Below are 17,656 nucleotides of genomic sequence, written 5' to 3' on the forward strand. Positions count from 1 at the left end.
GGACCCCAACTCGGAGGATCTCCTGACCCCGAACGCCGACAACTGCCTCAACCCGATGGTGCGAGACGATGTTCCCGCAGGCCAGGCAGTTACCCCCACCATCACTACGCCGATGGCGAACGTGACATGCCCAGGACCGCGTGTCGCCCCCTCCCACTAGGGATGTCTTACCCGTAACGACTGACACTCCATGCGGCGTGCCCCGGTTCCCTCCGCTACGGGCGAACACTCTTGCACCGCCGAACACGCCCTCACGCCCCCCTGCCGCATACGCACCGCATCTACGCCACCACACTGCGTAACCCGGGCGCCCTTCCGGCTGTTGCCCGGACATGGACCCCACAGTTCCTCAGCCCCGAGCGCCTTTCGAGCAGAGCGGCCCGGTGCGGCAGTGGTACGAGAACGAGCTCGGCTGGGCGACCGCCCCCGGGCCCGGCCCGGTGCGGCTCCTGACCGGCCTGCGCTTCGACGTCCTGGAACTGCCGGCGGAGGCGGGCTTCGCGGCGCTGCGCCACCTCGGCCCCAAGGCCCCGGTGGCGCTGCACGGGGAAACGATGCGCCTCCTGGTGGGCGCGGGCAGCGCGGAGGAGCTGCCGGGGCTGCTCGACTGGCTGGAGTGGGGACACATCCCCCTCGGCCTCACCGCGGTCGGGGCGGGCGGGCTGATCGACGCGCCCACTCCCCCGGGGTGGTCCGGCTCACGGGGGGCCGCCGTCTGGCTGCGACCCCCGGAGCCCGGCTGTGAGGTGGAGCCGACGCTGCCTGCGCTGCCGTCCCTGCCCGGGGTGGGGGGAGGCGGGACTGCGCTCCACAGCGACCCCGCCGTGGGCTCCGGTCTCGTACGACTGGTGGACACGGCGGCGACACACTGCCACCGGGTCCGGCTGCGGCGTCGCAGCCGTCAGCCGTTGGCCTTCTCGTAGGCCTCACGAATGGACGCGGGAACGCGGCCGCGGTCATTGACCTCGAAACCGTTCTCCTTCGCCCAGGCGCGGATCGCGGCCGTGTCCTGGCCACCGCTCGCCGTGGCGGTGCGGGTCTTGCCGCGGCCGCTCGAACGGCCACCGGTGCGCCGACCTGCCTTGACGAAGTCCTCAAGGGCGCCACGGAGCTTGTCCGCGTTGGCCGTGGTGAGGTCGATCTCGTAGGACTTGCCGTCCAGCGCAAACGTCACGGTCTCGTCCGCCTCGCCACCGTCGAGGTCATCGACAAGAAGGACCTGAACCTTCTGTGCCACCGGATTTCCTTTCATCGATAACTGTGAGGCCGGACCGCGCGACGCACGCCGCCGATTCACCGGCCCCTGTTATATGCAGTACTGCAGTACGTCGGAAAGCAAACCGCTTTTGCCGGAAAAACACAAACCCCTGGGAGAGACAGGGGACCCCTAGAAGCCTGGAAACATGCGCGTTTCGGACATAGTCCACCAGGGCAGGGGGCGGACCGGAATACTGTCGAGTCGAGACGATCACCCGATCGCAGATGCTCACGGATGCGTGCGGATGCGTGCGGATGCTTGGCGATGCTTGGGGATGCTCACGCAAGCTCACAGATGCAGAAGCATCCGACTGTTGCCCAAGGTGTTCGGTTTCACTCGTTCGAGGCCAAGGAACTCCGCGACGCCCTCGTCATAGGAACGCAGGAGCTCGCTGTAGACATCTCCGTCGACCGGAGTCTCGCCGATCTCCACGAAGCCGTGCTTCGCGAAGAAGTCGACTTCGAAGGTGAGACAGAAAACCTTGCGGACGCCGAGCCAGCGGGCGGTCTGCAGCAACTTGCCCAACAGCTGATGTCCCACTCCGGCACCCTTGACCTCGGGGTTCACCGCGAGGGTGCGCACTTCCGCGAGGTCTTCCCACATCACGTGCAGAGCGCCGCAGCCGACCAACTCGGCGTTGTCGTCGCGTTCCGCCACCCAGAACTCCTGGATGTCCTCGTAAAGCGTCACCGTCGCTTTGTCCAGGAGGATGCGCTCGCGGACGTAGGAGTCGAGGAGGCGGCGCACGGCCGGCACATCGGAGGTTCGCGCCCTGCGGACGGAGACCGCTTTTGCGCTGAGTTCGCTGAGTTCGGGTCGATCGGTTCGTTCGGATCGATCGGTTCGTTCGGATCGATCGGATCGTTCGGGGACCTCTGCTGGCATGAGCGGACGCTATCGCTCTGCTTCGCGCTCGGCGCCGCCGGGGTTCGCGGGGTTCGCAGGGTTCCCGGGGTTCTCCGGGCCTTGGACGATACGCATCGCGTCGCTCAGCGCTTCCCGCTGTTCCTCCGACATCATGCCGAAGAAGGCGACCAGTGCGGCGGCCGGGTTGTCGCTCTGCGACCAGGCTTCGTTCATCAGTGCGGCTGCGTAGGCGGCGCGAGTGGAGACCGCCTCATATCGATAGGCGCGGCCTTCCGCTTCGCGGCGCACCCAGCCCTTCTGATGGAGATTGTCCAAAACGGTCATCACGGTGGTGTACGCGATGGACCGTTCCTGCTGAAGGTCTTCCAGGACTTCTCGAACGGTCACGGGGCGGTTCCACTTCCACACCCGCGTCATGACTGAGTCTTCGAGTTCTCCCAATGGACGAGGCACAGCAGAACAATAGTGGGAGACGTCACTATTGGCGTGATGCGTGAGGGACGTGGCGTACCACTAATTTCCGCAACAAAAAGGGCGTACGACTCGAATGGCGCGTCGAGTCGTACGCCGGGGTGCTGCCGGGGCCTGGGGCCGGGGCCGGGGGCGGGTGGCGTTGGCGTTGGCGTTGAACGGTGCTGTTCAGGCGCTGCCGGTGGCCTTCGGGGTCTGGCTGACGGCTTCGGCGCGGGAGATCGCGGCGTCCACGGCCGCGTCCTCCTTGGCCTTGTTGGCGCCGCCCTGGGTCTTCACGATCGTCACGATGAGCCCCGTGAAGAACACGGCCATCACTACGGGGGGCACGAGCGCGGAAACGTAGTCCATGCCTCCCAGAGTAGCTAGCCCGCGACGAGCTGATGCGGCGGGTCCGCGGGTGTCTTCGCCGGACTCTGCGCGGGAGCCTCGGGGCGGCGCTTCGGCGGGAAGACCTCGGCCGGGGTGGGCACCGGGCGGGGCGGCTCCGGGGAGGCGGGGCGTTCGGAGGGCGGCTGCGACCCGTTCAGGCCTCCGGGGAGGGCGTGGAGGCGGGCGCGGGAGGCGGAGGCGGGGGCGGGGATGGAAATGGGCGTGGGGGTGGGGATGGCTGGTGTGGGGACGGCGCGGCGTGCTAGGCGGGCGCGGACGGCTCGTTCCGCGAGGGCACGGCAGCGGTCGAGCAGGGCGGCCGCGGTGGGGTTGCCGCGCAGGGCGCGCAGGGCGGCGAGGTCGTCGGCGCCCGGCTGGTAGCCGGCGGCGAGGACGTCGTCGAGCAGGGCGAGGTAGCCGGAGGCGGTGCCGGGCAGGGCGGCCCGGTAGCGGGCGAGGTCGGCCACCAGGAAGGCGCGCAGCCTGGCGCCCTCGCGCATCGCTTCGTCGACCGCTTCGGCGAGCCGGAGACAGTCCTGGACGTCCTCGTCGCGGACGGGGTCGCGGTCGCGGACGGGGCTGGGGTGCAGGGCGAGCGCCAGGGCGCGACGGAGCACACGCAGCTCCTCCGCACCGAAGGCCATGCCGCCCCGGGATCCGTATGGCGTGGGCATGGACTGACGATACGCGCCAATCGGACAAAATCGGCTTAACGCCACTCGCTGGCGGGGGCGCCTCGGGTGGGGCCCTGCGCCTGCGGGTCGCTGTGGGCCGGGGCCTGCGCCTGCGGGTCGTCGTGGGCCGGGGCCTCCGCCTGCGCCTGCCGGTCGCTGGGGTCAGCGCCTGCGCCTGCCGGTCGCTGTGGGCGGGGGCCTGCGCCTGCCGGTCGCTGTGGGCCGGGCCTCCGCCTGCGCCTGCGGGTTCGTCATGGGCCGGGGTCTGCGCCTAGTGCTCGTCCGTGGGGCGGGGCCGCGGGGGTATGTGCGTACTCGCCATCCCTGCGCCACGCCTCAAGTCCAAAGACGCCACAGACTCCTCAGTGCTCCGTTCGCACATACCCCCACGTCCCCTCGCGAGCGCGTGCGCCTGCGGCCCGGCGGGGGCTTGCGGCGACCACCCGGGCGTGCGCCTGCGGCCCGGTGGGGGACTTGCCCCTAGCTCTGCGGGGCGCGGCGGAGCAGCCCTTGCACGCCCACCCCTATTCCCGCAGCCCGTTGCGGGCCACCCGACGACACCCGAGCCCACTGAACGTCATGGAGATCCGCTATCACCTGTCCCACTCCCTCTGAACGCCACAAGGCCCCCACCCGCCCATCCCAGTCCCACTAAACGTCCCAGGCGAACCCCCACCCGCCCCAGCCCCGCAGCACGTCACAGGGATAGCCCTCACCCGCCCCGCCCCAGCCCCGCAGCACGTCACAGGGATAGCCCTCACCCACCCCGCCCCAGCCCCGCAGCACGTCACAGAGGCACCTCACCCACCCCGCCCTTACTCCCGCAGCACGTCGCAGAGGCACCCCACCCACCCCGCCCCCACTCCCGCGGCCGTCGCAGGGGCGCCCCACCCGCCCGCCCCTACCCTCGCTGGACGTCGCGGGGCAAACGGGTGGGTGGGTGGGAAACATCCGCCGCGGAGCGGCGGGCTTGGGGGTTCGGGCCCGGCGGGGCGGGGCGGGGAGCGGTGGGGCCGGGGCAGGTATGAGAGCGGGACCCGCACCGGGGTCAGTCGGGGTGGCGGCGGGCCAAGGCGTAGGCGACCGCGCCTATGCCCAGCGCGGCGACGGCCACCACCGCGAGCCAGGGCAGCACCCCCGCCCCCGCCCCGGCCAGCCCCGGCGAAGGCGAAGGCTGGGCCGCCCGGGCCGTCGTCGCCGGGCCACCGGCCACCACCACCAGCGCCGCCGCAACCACCGCAGCCCTCAGTCGTCTCTTGCGCCTCATCCGCCCCAGTCCGCCCCACACCGCCCAAGTCCCCGTCCCAGCGCAGACTCTTGCAGAAGGGGGCCGGGTTGTGCACACGAAGCGTCGGCTATCGGTCAGGCGCGGGAGATGTTCCGCTCGTAGACGAGCCGGAGCCCGATCAGCGTCAGCCACGGTTCGTGCTCGTCGATGACGGAGGCCTCGCCGAGGACCATGGGGGCCAGGCCACCCGTGGCGATCACCGTGACGTCGTCGGGGTCGCCCCCCGCGCCCGCGAGCTCGCGTGCCATGCGGTTCACCACGCCGTCGACCTGGCCCGCGAAGCCGTACAGGATGCCCGCCTGCATGGCCTCCACGGTGTTCTTGCCGATGACGCTGCGCGGACGGGCGAGTTCGATCTTGCGGAGCTGTGCGCCGCGTACGCCGAGGGCCTCCACGGAGATCTCGATGCCGGGGGCGATGACGCCACCGGCGTACTCCCCGCGCGCGGAGACCGCGTCGAACGTCGTGGCCGTGCCGAAGTCGACGACGATGGCGGGGCCTCCGTAGAGCTCCACCGCAGCCACCGCGTTGATGATGCGGTCGGCGCCGACCTCCTTGGGGTTGTCCATGAGGATCGGGACGCCGGTCTTGATGCCTGGTTCGACGAGGACGGCGGGGACGTCTCCGTAGTAGCGGCGGGTGACCTCGCGCAGCTCGTGCAGGACCGAGGGGACGGTCGAGCAGATCGCGATGCCGTCGATGCCGTCGCCGAGGTCGTCGCCGAGCAGGGGGTGCATGCCCATCAGGCCGTGGAGCAGGACGGCCAGTTCGTCGGCGGTGCGCCGCGCGTCGGTGGAGATGCGCCAGTGCTCGACGATGTCCTCGCCGTCGAAGAGGCCGAGGACGGTGTGGGTGTTGCCCACGTCGATCGTGAGGAGCATCAGTCCCGCACCGCTTCCCGCAGGTCGAGGCCGATGTCGAGGATCGGCGAGGAGTGCGTGAGGGCGCCCACCGCGAGGTAGTCGACGCCCGTCTCGGCGTACGCCCGGGCGTTCTCCAGGGTGAGGCGGCCCGAGGATTCGAGGAAGGCGCGGCCGGCCACGATCGCGACGGCCTCCGCCGTCTCGCCCGGCGTGAAGTTGTCCAGGAGGATCAGGTCCGCGCCCGCGTCGACGACCTCGCGCAGCTGGTGGAGCGTGTCGACCTCGACCTCGATCGGCACGTCGGGGAACTGCGCGCGTACGGCCTCGAAGGCCTGTGCCACGCCGCCCGCCGCGACCACGTGGTTGTCCTTGACCAGGGCCGCGTCGGAGAGCGACATGCGGTGGTTGACGCCGCCGCCCATGCGTACCGCGTACTTCTCCAGGGCGCGGTAGCCGGGTGTCGTCTTGCGGGTGTCGCGGACCTTCGCCTTCGTGCCGTCGAGCGCGTCCGCCCACGCGCGCGTGGCGGTCGCGATGCCGGAGAGGCGGCACAGGATGTTCAGCGCGCTGCGCTCGGCGGTGAGGAGGTCGCGGGTGCGGGTGGTGATGCTCAGGAGGGTGTCGCCGGCCTCGACGCGGTCGCCGTCCTCGACGTGCCGCTCGACCTCGAACTCCTCTTCGCATACGACGGACATGACGGCCTCGGCGACGCGCAGGCCTGCCACGGTGCCCGCCTCGCGCGCGGCGAAGTCGGCGGTGGCGACGGCGTCCTCGGGGATGGTGGCGGCCGTGGTGACGTCCACGCCGCCGGCCAGGTCCTCCTCGATGGCCATGTGCGCGATGTCCTCGATCTGGAGGGGGTCGAGGCCCGCCTCGGCGAGGAGCCGTGCGAGAGCGGGGTCGAGGCCGCACTCCAGGGGGTCGAACGCGTCGTCCCCGCCGCAGCCGCAGGCGTCGCCGCAGCCGCCGGCGGCTGCGGGGGCGGCGAGGGGGAGGTCGTCGGGGGTGCTCACGGTCACTGCTCCTGGGGACTGGGACGGGTCGGAGGGAAGTCGGGAGTCTCTGTGGTGTGCGCCGCCAGGGTCCTGTCCGGATTCAGGCGTACGACGATGTGGCGGCGCCAGGCCGTGTCGTCGCGGTCGGCGTGGTCCTCGCGCCAGTGGCAGCCACGGGTCTCCTCGCGGCGCTGGGCGGCGGCCACCAGGACGCGGGCGACACACAGGAGGTTGGTGGTCTCCCAGGTGTCGACGCCGGGCTCGGCCGTCTTGCCGTGCTCGGCGAGCGCCCCCGCGGCCTCGGCGTGGATGCGGGCAAGGCGCGCCGCGGCCTCGGTGAGGGACGAGGCGGAGCGGAGGACTCCGGCGCCCTCGGTCATGACGCGCTGGATGGCGAAGCGGGCCTCGGCGGGCAGCAGCGGGTGCGTCGGCGTCTCGGGCGGGGTGACGGGGACGGGCACGCGCGCGTGGAGGGTGTTCTCCGCGTGGCGGGCCGTGATGTCGGCGGCGATGCGCTCGGCGTAGACCAGGCCTTCCAGGAGGGAGTTCGAGGCCAGGCGGTTGGCGCCGTGGACGCCGGTGCAGGCGACTTCCCCGCATGCGTACAGCCCCGGGACGGTGGTGCGGCCGTGCCGGTCGGTGCGGACGCCTCCGGAGGCGTAGTGCGCGGCGGGGGCGACCGGGATGGGCTCGGTGACCGGGTCGATGCCGTGGGCGCGGCAGGCGGCGAGGATCGTCGGGAAGCGGTTCTCCCACATGTCGGCGCCGAAGTGCCTGCCGTCCAGGTACATGTGCTGGGCGCCCTGCTCCTGCATGCGGCGCGTGATGCCCTTGGCGACGATGTCGCGGGGCGCGAGCTCGGCGAGCTCGTGCTGTCCGACCATGAAGCGCACGCCGTCGGCGTCCACGAGGTGCGCGCCCTCGCCCCGGACGGCTTCGGAGACCAGCGGCTGCTGGCCCTCCGCGTCCGCCCCGAGGAAGAGCACCGTGGGGTGGAACTGCACGAATTCGAGGTCGGAGACCTCGGCGCCCGCGCGCAGGGCGAGCGCGACGCCGTCGCCCGTGGAGACGGACGGGTTCGTGGTGGCCGAGAAGACCTGGCCCATGCCGCCGGTCGCGAGGACCACCGCGGGGGCGTGGACGGCTCCGACGCCGTCGTGCTGGCCCTCTCCCATGACGTGCAGGGAGACACCGGCGGTGCGGCCCTCGGCGTCCGTCAGGAGGTCGAGCACCAGCGCGTTCTCCACCGTCGGTATGCCGCGGGCGCGGACGGCCTCGACGAGGGCGCGGGAGATCTCCGCGCCGGTGGCGTCGCCGCCCGCGTGCGCGATGCGGCGGCGGTGGTGGCCGCCCTCGCGGGTCAGCTCGATGGTGCCTTCGGGGCCGGTGTCGAAGTGGGCGCCGGTGTCGATGAGGCGGCGCACGGCGTCGGGGCCCTCGGTGACGAGGATGCGGACGGCTTCCTCGTCGCACAGGCCTGCGCCGGCCACGAGCGTGTCGTCCAGGTGCTGTTCGGGGGTGTCGCCCTCGCCGAGCGCCGCGGCGACGCCGCCCTGGGCCCAGCGGGTGGAGCCGTCGTCCAGGCGGGCCTTGGTCACCACGACGGTCTTCAGTCCGGCGGCCGCGCAGCGCAGGGCGGCGGTCAGTCCGGCCACTCCGGAGCCGACGACCACGATGTCGGCGTCGAGGGACCAGCCGGGGGCGGGGGCATGCAGCCGTATTCCGGTGGCACTCATACGGCGGCTCCGAACGTCAGCGGGATGTTGTCGATCAGCCGCGTCGAGCCGACCTTGGCGGCGACGGCGAGGACGGCCTCGCCGGTGTGGCCGGGGCGGACCGGGGTGAAGTCGGCCGGGTCCACAAGCGCGACATAGTCCAGCTCCAGCGGGGGGTGGAGGCGCGCCGCCTCGTCGAGGACCAGCCGGGCCGCCGCGACGACGGCGGCGGGGCCGCCCCCGGGCGCGGAGGGGTCCGTGGACTCCGCCACGGCGTGGGCGTCGGCGGCGGCGCGGGACTCGCCCATGGCGTTCAGCGCGTCGGCGCGCGCGCGTGAGGCGGGTGCGCTGGCGGCCCGCGCGCGGAGGGCCTCCTGCGCGGCGTGCCGGTCGCGGCCCGCGAAGAGGGCCTGGGAGAGGGCGAGGGCGGTGCGCCGCTCGCCCGGGGCGAGGTAGCGGTTGCGGCTGGAGAGGGCCAGGCCGTCGTCCTCGCGGACGGTGGGGACGCCGATGATCTCCACGGGGAAGTTCAGGTCGCGCACCATGCGGCGGATCAGGGCGAGCTGCTGGGCGTCCTTCTGCCCGAACAGCGCCACGTCGGGCCCGGTGAGGTGCAGCAGCTTCGCGACGACGGTGAGCATGCCGTCGAAGTGGCCGGGGCGCGTGGCTCCTTCGAGGACGGTGCCCATGGGGCCCGCGCCGACGCGGACCTGCGGCTCGCCTCCTGGGTAGACCTCGTCCACGTCGGGGGCGAACACGGTGTCCGCGCCCGCCTGTGCGGCGATCTTGATGTCGGCGTCGAGGGTGCGGGGATAGCGGTCCAGGTCCTCGCCCGCTCCGAACTGCAGCGGGTTCACGAAGACCGTGACGACGACCTCGCCCTCGGGGCCCGCGACGCGGCGGGCGGCGCGGATCAGCGAGGCGTGCCCGTCGTGCAGGGCGCCCATGGTCATGACGACGGCGCGGCGGCCCGCACGCGTGCGGGCGCGCAAGGATTCCGCGGTGTGCAGGAGGGTGGGGTTCGCGCTGGTCGGGCCGGTCATCGGGTCCCCCCTTCGGGCGTGGTGCCGCCGTCCGCGCCGTTGGCGAGCACGCCGAGGAGGTCCTCGGCGAGCTCCGGCTTGAGCAGGCCGTGGGCGAGGGCGCGGTCGGCGGTGGCGCGGGCCATCGCGAGATAGCCGGCGACGGTCTGCGGGGCGTGCTTGCGGAGCTCGGCGACGTGGGCGGCGACGGTGCCCGCGTCGCCGCGCGCGACGGGGCCCGTGAGCGCCGCGTCGCCCGAACGCAGCGCGTTGTCCAGGGCGGCGCCGAGCAGCGGGCCGAGCATCCGGTCCGGCTGCTCGACGCCCGCGTCCCGCAGCAGGTCCATGGACTCGGCGACCAGCGTGACCAGGTGGTTCGCGCCCAGGGCGAGGGCCGCGTGGTACAGCGGGCGGTTCTCCTCGGCGATCCACTCGGGCTCGCCGCCCATCTCGATGACCAGGGCCTCGGCGGCGAGCCGCAGCTCCTCGGGGGCGGTCACGCCGAAGGAGCAGCCGGCCAGGCGCTGCACGTCGACGGGGGTGCCGGTGAACGTCATGGCGGGGTGCAGCGCCAGCGGCAGGGCGCCGGCGCGCAGGGCGGGCTCAAGGACCTTGGTGCCGTACCGCCCGGAGGTGTGCACGAGCAGCTGGCCGGGGCGCACGGCCCCGGTCTCCGCGAGGCCCTCGACGAGGCCGGGCAGGGCGTCGTCGGGGACGGTCAGGAGCACCAGGTCGGCCCGGTCCAGGACCTCGGCGGGCGGGACGAGGGGGACGTCGGGCAGCAGCGCGGCGGCCCGTCGCACCGACGAGTCGGAGACGCCGGACGCGGCCACCGGGCGGTGCCCGGCGAGCTGCAGCGACGCGGCGAGCGCGGGGCCGACACGGCCCGCTCCCACGACTCCCACGGTGAGCCTCGCGGGGCGGTCCCGCGGGTCTGGCTGATGCGATGCGTTCACGCGGCGGCGCCTTCCGTTCCAGTCCGCTCGGGGTACCGGACGATTTCTCGTCATGCTAACGCGATCGGTCGGCGCCGCGTCTTCCGCTGTCCACAGGCTGTGGTTATTCATATGACCGGTGGCGGCGGACGGGCCATGCTCGGAGAATGCCCTCCCACACCACAGCCGAAGAGCAGTCGGCCGGCGCAACCGAAGAGCAGCGCTCGGCCCGCCGTCGTGCCGCGTCTCTGGGCGCGACCCGCACCCTGCACCGTCCCGTCCTGCACATCCCGCTCACCGAGCGTCTTTCGGCCCTGGCGGCCGCGGCTCCCGAGGTGGTCCGCCCCGACGACCGCACCGACGTCTACGGCGACGGTGTCGTCGCCACCCTGGAGAGCGAGGTCGCGCGGCTGCTCGGCAAGGAGGACGCCGCGTTCTTCCCGACCGGGACCATGGCGCAGCAGGTCGCGCTGCGCTGCTGGGCAGGCCGTACGGGCAACGCGACGGTGGCGCTCCATCCGAAGGCGCACCCCGAGCTCCACGAAGGGGGCGCCTTCTCGGTGGTCAGCGGGCTGCGCACCGTACATCCGACGGGTGAGCCGCGGCTGCCGACCGCGGACGAGGTACGGGACTTCGAGGAGACTTTCGGGACGCTGATGCTCGAACTGCCGCTCCGGGACGCGGGTTTCGTCCTGCCCGAGTGGGAGGAGCTGGAGGAGGTCGTGGCGGCGGCGCGGGAGAGGGACGCCGTCGTGCACTTCGACGGCGCCCGCCTGTGGGAGTGCACGCCGCACTTCGGCCGAGGCCTCGCGGAGATCGCCGGGCTCGCCGACTCCGTGTACGTGTCGTTCTACAAGTCGCTCGAAGGGCTGAGCGGCGCGGCGCTGGCCGGCCCGCGCACGCTCGTCGAGGAGGCGAGGGTGTGGCGCCACCGCTACGGAGGTCAGCTCTTCCAGCAGTTCCCGACCGCCGTGTCGGCCCTCCTCGGCCTGCGGGACACGCTGCCCCGGCTGCCCGAGTACGTCGCCCACGCGCGCGTGGTCGCCGAGGCCCTGCGGGACGGCTTCACGGCCGCCGGGGTGCCCTGGTCGCGCGTGCACCCCGAGCGCCCGCACACCCATCAGTTCCAGGTGTGGCTGCCGTACGCCCCGGACGTACTGGACCGGGCCGCTCTCGGGCAGGCGGAGGAGACCGGCACGCTGCTCTTCGGGCGCTGGTTCCCCGACGGGCCGCCGGGCCTCTCGGTCACGGAGGTCACCGTGACCGAGGAGGGCCTGAAGTGGACGGCCGCCGACGTCAGTGAAGCGGTCGCGGAGTTCGTGCGACGGATCCCCCGCTGAGCCGGCCGCCGCGGGCGAGCCTGGCCAGGGCGGCACGGACCCTGCCGCGCGCGGGGCGTTCCGCCACGACGGCCCGGAACCTGCCGTAGTCGCGGACCTCACGGACGGCCTGCCAGTCGTGCGCGCCGGGCGCGGGCGGCGTCGGCCGGCCGTGCTGGGCGGCGCGGTAGGCGTCGAGGAGGTACTGCTGGGTGACGCTCATGACGGTTCACCTTTCTGGATGAATAGTACTTAACGGACAGCATGTGGTCGCGGGAATCCCGGGCGCGGGGTCGTCGGCGGGAAGAAGAGGGCCGGAGGCTTCAGCGGCTCCGGCGATGACTACAGCCTGCGCCCGCCGCCCCGCCCGCGTCGCGTCGATTGACGGCGCTCGTCAATCGACGGCCGGGCTGTCGGTGGCGAGGTGCACCATGGGGCCATGAGCGTGAGCATCGACATCAGCGGGCTGCCCCAGGAGCGGATCCACGTCGCGCCCTCGCCCCTGTCCGAGCTCGGCATGGCGCTGCACGCACTGTCCGAGCCGGGCCACCACCCGGGCCTCCAGGGCTGGGCGACGGCCGTCTCCACGCGCCTGGACCCGCGTCTCGCGGACCGCATGTGCGAGGCCGACTTCCTGTGGCGCACGACGTTCTCGGACGTCTTCCTGCCGTTCGCCGGCCTCCCCGGGCAGAGCGCGCTCCCGGGGGCCACGCTCGCCGAGGAGCTCGACCAGCTGGACAAGCTGACCGACGAACAGTTCGTGGACGCGGCTCTGGAGTTCACCTGCCAGTCGACGTACGCGGAGCCGGACCGCAAGCTCCTCTCCGATCCGGCGGTGCAGCGGCGCGCCCTCGACCTCGCCGCCGCCCGCGGCCCGCACCAAGTGCGCTTCACCAAGCGGCTGCTCGACGACCCGCCGGCCGTACGGGCGTGGTTCCGCACGCTCATGGAGGACTGCGACGAGGCCTTCTTCGCCGACACCTGGGCCCGGGTGTCCCACCAACTGGCCGCGGACGCCCGGCACAAGACCGAGCTGCTGCGCCGCAAGGGACTGGCGGAGGCTTTGCGGGCCATCTCCGGAGCGGTGTCCCTGGACGAGGAAGCGCAGCTCATCACCGTCGACAAGATCTCCGTGGGCCGCACCACCACCGGCTCGGGAGGCCTGGTGATCGTCCCGACCAGCCTCGGCTGGCCGCACCTGTGGGTGCTGCACCGCAAGGGCTGGCAGGTGTCGATCACGTACCCCATCAGCACCCCGGGCCTCACCCACCCGCCCACCGTGGAGCAGCTGACCCGCCGCATGTCCGCGCTCGCCCACCCGGTGCGGATGCGCCTGTGCCGCCACCTCGCGCGCGGGGCGTACACCACGAGCGAGCTGGCCGACTCGCACGGCATGACGCCACCGGAGATATCCCGGCACCTGAGCGTCCTGAAGAAGGCGGGCCTGATCACCACGCGCCGCCGCGGCCGCTATGTCCAGCACCAGCTGGACATCAGCGTCGTGTCCCGCCTGGGCAGCGACTTCATCGAGGGCGTGCTGCGCTAGGGCGTGTCTTTCGGATCAGCCCGGGCCCGCGACGCCGCCTCCCCCCGGGCTACGAGGCGCCCCCGGCCCGCACCAGCCCCGTCTCATACGCGAGGACCACCACCTGCACCCGGTCCCGCAGGCCCAGCTTCGTCAGGATGCGGCCGACGTGCGTCTTCACGGTCGCCTCCGAGAGGACGAGCCGCGCCGCGATCTCACCGTTCGACAGGCCCTGCGCGACCAGGATCATCACCTCGCGCTCCCGGTCCGTGAGCCGCTCCAGCTGCTTGAGCTGCGGCTGGCCGCCGGTGGTCGGCAGCATCGGCGCGAAGCGGTCGAGGAGCCGCCGCGTGGTGGACGGCGCGACGACGGCGTCGCCGCTGTGCACGGAGCGGATGGCGGCGAGCAGCTCCCCCGGAGGCACGTCCTTGAGCATGAAACCGGACGCGCCCGCCTTCAGCCCCGAGAAGGCGTATTCGTCGAGGTCGAAGGTGGTCAGGATCAGCACCTTCGGAGGGTTCGCCGCCTGGCAGACGCGGCGGGTCGTCTCCACACCGTCGAGCTTCGGCATGCGGACGTCCATCAGGACCACGTCGACCTTGGTGGCGCGCAGCACCTCCAGGGCCTCCACGCCGTCGCCCGCCTCCGCGACGACCTCCATGTCCGGCTGGGCGGCGAGCACCATCCGGAACCCGGTGCGCAGCAGCACCTGGTCGTCGACGAGCATCACGCGGATGGACATCAAGGGGGGTCCCTTCGGAAGGTTCTTCGGTAGGTCTCAGTGTGCGGGCTTGAGGGGCAGCAGCGCGCTGATCCGGAACCCGCCGCCGGGGCGCGGCCCCGCGTCCAGCGTGCCGCCGACCATGCCGACGCGCTCGCGCATGCCGATCAGCCCGTGTCCGCAGCCGTCGGCCCCGCCGTCCTCGTACAGCTCGTGGGGGGCGCCCTTGCCGTCGTCCTCGACGAGCAGCCCGAGGCCGTCGTCGAAGTAGACGAGCCGCACGCTCGCCCCGGCGTTCTCGCCGCCGTGCTTGCGGGTGTTGGTGAGCGCCTCCTGCACGATGCGGTACGCGGTGAGCTCCACGCCGCTGGGCAGCGGGCGCGGAGTGCCCTCGACCTTGTAGTCGACGGGCAGACCGGCCGTGCGTACCTGCTCGATGAGCTCGTCGAGCTGTTCGACGTCGGGCTGCGGGACGTACTCGCCGCTCTCCTCGGGCTCGCCGGTGCGCAGCACACCGAGCAGCCTGCGCATCTCGGCCAGCGCCTGCCTGCCGGTGCCCGAGATGGTCTCCAGGGCCTTCCTGGCCTGGTCGGGCGCGGCGTCCAGGACGTACGCGGCGCCGTCGGCCTGGACCACCATCACGGACACGTTGTGCGCGACGACGTCGTGCAGTTCGCGTGCGATGCGGGCCCGCTCGGCCGCCACCGCGACCTTCGACTGCGCCTCGCGCTCCCGCTCCAGACGGGCGGCGCGCTCCTCCAGCTGGGCGAGGTAGGCGCGGCGGGTGCGGATGGAGTCACCGAGGACCCAGGCGAGCGCGAAGGGCACGATCTGGAACATCGTGAAGAGGATGAGACTGAAGGTGCTGGTGTCCTCGGCGGGCCAGCGCATCATCGCGAGCGGAGCCGCGCACAAACCGCCGACCAGCGCGAACCGTGAGGCCCAGCGCTCCCCGTCGGCCGCGGCGGTGTAGACGATCACCAGCATCGCGAAGTTCGCGGGCATCAGCTCCACGTCGAAGACGAGCTGGAGAAAACCGAGGACCGCGGCGAGCACCAGCATCTTCTCGGTGGCCCGTCGACGCAGCAGGACCACCACGAAGAGACCGAGGGCGACGGGGATCGACGCCACTCCCGGGTCGCGGCCCTCCGCCTCCGGCATGGAGATCAGACTGATCCCGGACATCCCGAGCAGGACGAAGGCCCAGAAGCCGTCGACCCATGTCGGGTGTCTGCGGAGGAAGTCATAGAGGCGCTGCACGTAACCCAGCGTAGGCAGCCCGGCGGCGCCCCCGGGTCAACCGGAGGTCCGATCCGTACCGACTACATGTACTCCCCAAGGTGGAGGCCCCCTTAGCCTGCGGTCTGTGACGAACGACAACGGCGCGGCGCGCGCACCGGCACCGCGCGCCTGGCACGAGGCCATGGAGGCCGCCCTGTACGGCCCGGGCGGCTTCTACCGCCGCTCCGAAGGGCCCGCCGCGCACTTCCGCACCTCCGTGCACGCCTCGCCCCTCTACGCGGGCGCTGTGGCACGCCTGCTGACCCGCCTGGACGCCGAGCTCGGTCACCCGGACGAGGTGGCGTTCGTCGACATGGGCGCGGGCCACGGCGAACTGACCGCAGGCGTCCTGGCCGCGCTGCCCCCGGATGTGGCGGCACGCGTGCGCGCGTACGCGGTGGAGCTCGCGGAGCGCCCCGCGGACCTCGACGAGCGCGTCGAGTGGCGGACCGCGCCCCCGGCCGGCGTCACGGGCCTGCTCTTCGCCAATGAGTGGCTGGACAACGTTCCGCTGGACGTCGCCGAGGTCGCCGCCGACGGGACCCCGCGCCGCGTCCTCGTGAGCGACGACGGCACCGAGTCGCCGGGCGGTCCCGTCGAGGGCCCCGACGCCGACTGGCTGGCGCGCTGGTGGCCGCTGGACCCCGAGCCGGGCCTGCGCGCGGAGATCGGACGCCTGCGGGACGAGGCGTGGGCGGCGGCCGTGGCGACGCTGACGCGCGGTCTGGCGGTCGCCGTGGACTACGCCCACACCCGGGACGCCCGGCCGCCCTTCGGGACGCTGACGGGCTTCAGGGAGGGCCGTGAGACGGCTCCCGTGCCCGACGGCAGCTGCGACATCACCGCCCATGTGGCGCTCGACGCCTGCGCGTCGGCGGGAGCCACCCTGCTCACCCAGCGGGCGGCGCTCGGCGGGCTCGGGGTGAGCGGCGCCCGCCCGCCGCTCGCACTTGCCTCCGAGGACCCGGCGGCGTACGTACGCGCCCTCACGCGCGCGGGAGAGGCCGCCGAGCTCACCGCGCCCGGCGGCCTCGGCGACTTCGGCTGGCTGCTGCAGCCCGTCGGCGTCTGTCTGGACCCTCTGCTGGACGATCCGGACGCCCTACTTGTCGATGTCGCCCACCACGAAGAACAGTGATCCCAGGATCGCCACCATGTCCGCGACCAGCTGCCCCGGAAGCAGCTCGGTCAGCGCCTGGATGTTGTTGTACGACGCCGAACGCAGCTTCAGGCGGTACGGGGTCTTCTCACCCTTGCTGACGAGGTAGTAGCCGTTGATGCCGAGAGGGTTCTCGGTCCACGCGTACGTGTGGCCCTCGGGGGCCTTGAGGACCTTCGGAAGGCGCTGGTTGATCGGCCCCTGCGGCAGGTCGGCGAGCCGGTCCAGGCAGGCGTCCGCGAGGTCGAGGGCGTTGTGGGTCTGCTCCAGGAGGCACTCGAAGCGGGCCAGGCAGTCGCCCTCCTGTCGCGTGACGACCTTCAGGGTGTCCTGCAGCTCGGCGTACGCGAGGTACGGCTCGTCCCTGCGCAGGTCGAAGTCGACTCCGGAGGCGCGGGCGATCGGACCGCTCACTCCGTAGGCATGCACCGCCTCCGGAGAGAGGACGCCCACGCCGCGCGTACGGCCCCGGAAGATTTCGTTGCCGAGCACCAGATCGTCGTACACGCCCATCCGCGAACGCACCGAGGCGACCGCCGCACGCGCGCGCGTGGGCCAGCCCGCGGGCAGGTCCTCCTTGAGGCCGCCGACACGGTTGAACATGTAGTGCATGCGGCCGCCGGAGATCTCCTCCATCACGTTCTGGAGCTCCTCGCGCTCACGGAACGCGTAGAACACCGGCGTGATGCCGCCCAGTTCGAGGGGGTAGGACCCGAGGAACATCAGGTGGTTGAGGACGCGGTTCAGCTCGGCGAGCAGCGTGCGCATCCAGACGGCGCGCTCCGGGACCTCCATGCCGAGCATCCGCTCCACGCCCAGCACGACGCCCAGCTCGTTCGAGAACGCCGACAGCCAGTCGTGCCGGTTGGCCAGCATCACGATCTGCCGGTAGTCCCGCGCCTCGAAGAGCTTCTCCGCACCGCGGTGCATGTAGCCGATGACCGGCTCCGCGTGCTGGATGCGCTCGCCGTCCAGGACCAGGCGGAGGCGGAGCACCCCGTGCGTGGACGGGTGCTGGGGGCCGATGTTGAGCACCATGTCGGTGCTCTCCGCCGCGCCGCCGATGCCGAGCGTGGTCTCCGTGGTGGTCTCCGTCGTGGGACTCATGGCCACAGTCTCTCGCACCCGCCGCCGTCCGCGGCCGCCTGTTCCCGCCCCACGCCGCTGTCACCGGACGTACGTACGCTTGGG

General features: G+C 72.5%; 19 protein-coding genes. 4 read left to right on the forward strand and 15 right to left on the reverse strand.

The annotated features are described in order from the left end of the window. Positions 1-332 precede the first annotated feature (332 nt). Positions 333-923, forward strand: a complete 591-nt coding sequence (locus AB0H82_RS27285) for an SCO3374 family protein (protein ID WP_362997181.1) — start codon at positions 333-335, stop codon at positions 921-923. Here AB0H82_RS27285 and AB0H82_RS27290 read toward each other — a convergent pair. From AB0H82_RS27290 to AB0H82_RS27340, 11 genes are all read right to left on the reverse strand, one after another. Continuing rightward, positions 902-1,237 carry an Lsr2 family protein gene (locus tag AB0H82_RS27290; RefSeq protein ID WP_362997183.1) on the reverse strand — a complete coding sequence of 112 codons (336 nt, stop codon included), beginning with the start codon at positions 1,235-1,237 and terminating at the stop codon, positions 902-904. The two genes, AB0H82_RS27285 and AB0H82_RS27290, sit on opposite strands and share 22 nt — an antisense overlap. Before the next feature lie 309 nt (positions 1,238-1,546). Beyond that, on the reverse strand, positions 1,547-2,143 hold the full coding sequence (locus tag AB0H82_RS27295; RefSeq protein ID WP_362997185.1) for an amino-acid N-acetyltransferase: 597 nt from the start codon (positions 2,141-2,143) through the stop codon (positions 1,547-1,549). A 9-nt stretch (positions 2,144-2,152) separates the two neighbouring features. Next, positions 2,153-2,578, reverse strand: a complete 426-nt coding sequence (locus tag AB0H82_RS27300; RefSeq protein WP_362997187.1) for a BlaI/MecI/CopY family transcriptional regulator — start codon at positions 2,576-2,578, stop codon at positions 2,153-2,155. Between the two features lie 186 nt (positions 2,579-2,764). Further along, entirely contained in the window at positions 2,765-2,947 is a 183-nt protein-coding gene (locus AB0H82_RS27305; RefSeq protein ID WP_362997189.1) for a hypothetical protein, read from the reverse strand. 14 nt (positions 2,948-2,961) lie between these two features. Further along, a complete protein-coding gene (locus AB0H82_RS27310; protein ID WP_362997191.1) occupies positions 2,962-3,642 on the reverse strand; it encodes a hypothetical protein in 681 nt (226 codons plus the stop codon). Positions 3,643-4,690: 1,048 nt separating this feature from the next. Next, complete coding sequence (locus AB0H82_RS27315) at positions 4,691-4,909, reverse strand: hypothetical protein (RefSeq protein WP_362997193.1); 219 nt, start codon at positions 4,907-4,909, stop codon at positions 4,691-4,693. A 95-nt stretch (positions 4,910-5,004) separates the two neighbouring features. Next, a complete protein-coding gene (locus AB0H82_RS27320; RefSeq protein WP_362997195.1) occupies positions 5,005-5,811 on the reverse strand; it encodes a type III pantothenate kinase in 807 nt (268 codons plus the stop codon). Further along, positions 5,811-6,806, reverse strand: a complete 996-nt coding sequence (nadC, locus tag AB0H82_RS27325) for a carboxylating nicotinate-nucleotide diphosphorylase (RefSeq protein ID WP_362997198.1) — start codon at positions 6,804-6,806, stop codon at positions 5,811-5,813. Before nadC ends, AB0H82_RS27320 begins: the two co-directional genes overlap by 1 nt. Before the next feature lie 2 nt (positions 6,807-6,808). Then, positions 6,809-8,524, reverse strand: a complete 1,716-nt coding sequence (locus AB0H82_RS27330; protein ID WP_362997200.1) for an L-aspartate oxidase — start codon at positions 8,522-8,524, stop codon at positions 6,809-6,811. Continuing rightward, complete coding sequence (gene panC, locus AB0H82_RS27335) at positions 8,521-9,546, reverse strand: pantoate--beta-alanine ligase (RefSeq protein WP_362997202.1); 1,026 nt, start codon at positions 9,544-9,546, stop codon at positions 8,521-8,523. The genes AB0H82_RS27330 and panC overlap by 4 nt, the downstream gene beginning before the upstream one ends. Continuing rightward, positions 9,543-10,481 (reverse strand): DUF2520 domain-containing protein, encoded by a 939-nt coding sequence (locus AB0H82_RS27340; RefSeq protein ID WP_362997204.1) that lies wholly within the window; start codon positions 10,479-10,481, stop codon positions 9,543-9,545. Before AB0H82_RS27340 ends, panC begins: the two co-directional genes overlap by 4 nt. A 146-nt stretch (positions 10,482-10,627) precedes the next feature. Here AB0H82_RS27340 and AB0H82_RS27345 point away from each other — a divergent pair, with 146 nt between their 5' ends. Next, on the forward strand, positions 10,628-11,800 hold the full coding sequence (locus AB0H82_RS27345; RefSeq protein ID WP_362997206.1) for a beta-eliminating lyase-related protein: 1,173 nt from the start codon (positions 10,628-10,630) through the stop codon (positions 11,798-11,800). Here AB0H82_RS27345 and AB0H82_RS27350 read toward each other — a convergent pair. Further along, on the reverse strand, positions 11,757-12,002 hold the full coding sequence (locus AB0H82_RS27350; RefSeq protein ID WP_362997208.1) for a hypothetical protein: 246 nt from the start codon (positions 12,000-12,002) through the stop codon (positions 11,757-11,759). The two genes, AB0H82_RS27345 and AB0H82_RS27350, sit on opposite strands and share 44 nt — an antisense overlap. Before the next feature lie 216 nt (positions 12,003-12,218). On the opposite strand from AB0H82_RS27350, the gene AB0H82_RS27355 reads away from it, so the two are divergent. Then, the gene (locus tag AB0H82_RS27355) at positions 12,219-13,325 is read left to right on the forward strand and encodes a DUF5937 family protein (protein WP_362997210.1); all 1,107 of its coding nucleotides are present in this window, start codon (positions 12,219-12,221) and stop codon (positions 13,323-13,325) included. A 49-nt stretch (positions 13,326-13,374) separates the two neighbouring features. Here the strand turns inward: AB0H82_RS27355 and AB0H82_RS27360 are convergent, their stop codons facing one another. Together AB0H82_RS27360 and AB0H82_RS27365 are read right to left on the reverse strand one after the other, a co-directional pair. Further along, positions 13,375-14,046 carry a response regulator transcription factor gene (locus AB0H82_RS27360; protein ID WP_362997212.1) on the reverse strand — a complete coding sequence of 224 codons (672 nt, stop codon included), beginning with the start codon at positions 14,044-14,046 and terminating at the stop codon, positions 13,375-13,377. Between the two features lie 36 nt (positions 14,047-14,082). Next, positions 14,083-15,285 (reverse strand): sensor histidine kinase, encoded by a 1,203-nt coding sequence (locus tag AB0H82_RS27365; protein WP_362997215.1) that lies wholly within the window; start codon positions 15,283-15,285, stop codon positions 14,083-14,085. A gap of 163 nt (positions 15,286-15,448) precedes the next feature. On the opposite strand from AB0H82_RS27365, the gene AB0H82_RS27370 reads away from it, so the two are divergent. Next, positions 15,449-16,444 carry an SAM-dependent methyltransferase gene (locus AB0H82_RS27370; protein ID WP_362997294.1) on the forward strand — a complete coding sequence of 332 codons (996 nt, stop codon included), beginning with the start codon at positions 15,449-15,451 and terminating at the stop codon, positions 16,442-16,444. Here AB0H82_RS27370 and AB0H82_RS27375 read toward each other — a convergent pair. Continuing rightward, the gene (locus tag AB0H82_RS27375; RefSeq protein WP_362997217.1) at positions 16,409-17,572 is read right to left on the reverse strand and encodes an NADH-quinone oxidoreductase subunit D; all 1,164 of its coding nucleotides are present in this window, start codon (positions 17,570-17,572) and stop codon (positions 16,409-16,411) included. The genes AB0H82_RS27370 and AB0H82_RS27375 overlap by 36 nt on opposite strands. Positions 17,573-17,656 lie beyond the last annotated feature (84 nt).

Source organism: Streptomyces sp. NPDC050732 (assembly GCF_040654255.1).
Classification (GTDB): Bacteria; Actinomycetota; Actinomycetes; order Streptomycetales; family Streptomycetaceae; genus Streptomyces.

Excerpts from the sequence above, each read along its gene's own strand:
- AB0H82_RS27355 (WP_362997210.1), top strand. The coding sequence starts at position 12,219 with ATGAGCGTGAGCATCGACATCAGCGGGCTGCCCCAGGAGCGGATCCAC.
- panC (WP_362997202.1), bottom strand. The coding sequence starts at position 9,546 with ATGACCGGCCCGACCAGCGCGAACCCCACCCTCCTGCACACCGCGGAA.
- AB0H82_RS27305 (WP_362997189.1), bottom strand. The coding sequence starts at position 2,947 with ATGGACTACGTTTCCGCGCTCGTGCCCCCCGTAGTGATGGCCGTGTTC.
- AB0H82_RS27360 (WP_362997212.1), bottom strand. The coding sequence starts at position 14,046 with ATGTCCATCCGCGTGATGCTCGTCGACGACCAGGTGCTGCTGCGCACC.
- AB0H82_RS27330 (WP_362997200.1), bottom strand. The coding sequence starts at position 8,524 with ATGAGTGCCACCGGAATACGGCTGCATGCCCCCGCCCCCGGCTGGTCC.
- AB0H82_RS27350 (WP_362997208.1), bottom strand. The coding sequence starts at position 12,002 with ATGAGCGTCACCCAGCAGTACCTCCTCGACGCCTACCGCGCCGCCCAG.
- AB0H82_RS27310 (WP_362997191.1), bottom strand. The coding sequence starts at position 3,642 with ATGCCCACGCCATACGGATCCCGGGGCGGCATGGCCTTCGGTGCGGAG.
- AB0H82_RS27320 (WP_362997195.1), bottom strand. The coding sequence starts at position 5,811 with ATGCTCCTCACGATCGACGTGGGCAACACCCACACCGTCCTCGGCCTC.
- AB0H82_RS27375 (WP_362997217.1), bottom strand. The coding sequence starts at position 17,572 with ATGAGTCCCACGACGGAGACCACCACGGAGACCACGCTCGGCATCGGC.
- AB0H82_RS27345 (WP_362997206.1), top strand. The coding sequence starts at position 10,628 with ATGCCCTCCCACACCACAGCCGAAGAGCAGTCGGCCGGCGCAACCGAA.
- AB0H82_RS27285 (WP_362997181.1), top strand. The coding sequence starts at position 333 with ATGGACCCCACAGTTCCTCAGCCCCGAGCGCCTTTCGAGCAGAGCGGC.
- AB0H82_RS27295 (WP_362997185.1), bottom strand. The coding sequence starts at position 2,143 with ATGCCAGCAGAGGTCCCCGAACGATCCGATCGATCCGAACGAACCGAT.
- AB0H82_RS27370 (WP_362997294.1), top strand. The coding sequence starts at position 15,449 with ATGGAGGCCGCCCTGTACGGCCCGGGCGGCTTCTACCGCCGCTCCGAA.
- AB0H82_RS27315 (WP_362997193.1), bottom strand. The coding sequence starts at position 4,909 with ATGAGGCGCAAGAGACGACTGAGGGCTGCGGTGGTTGCGGCGGCGCTG.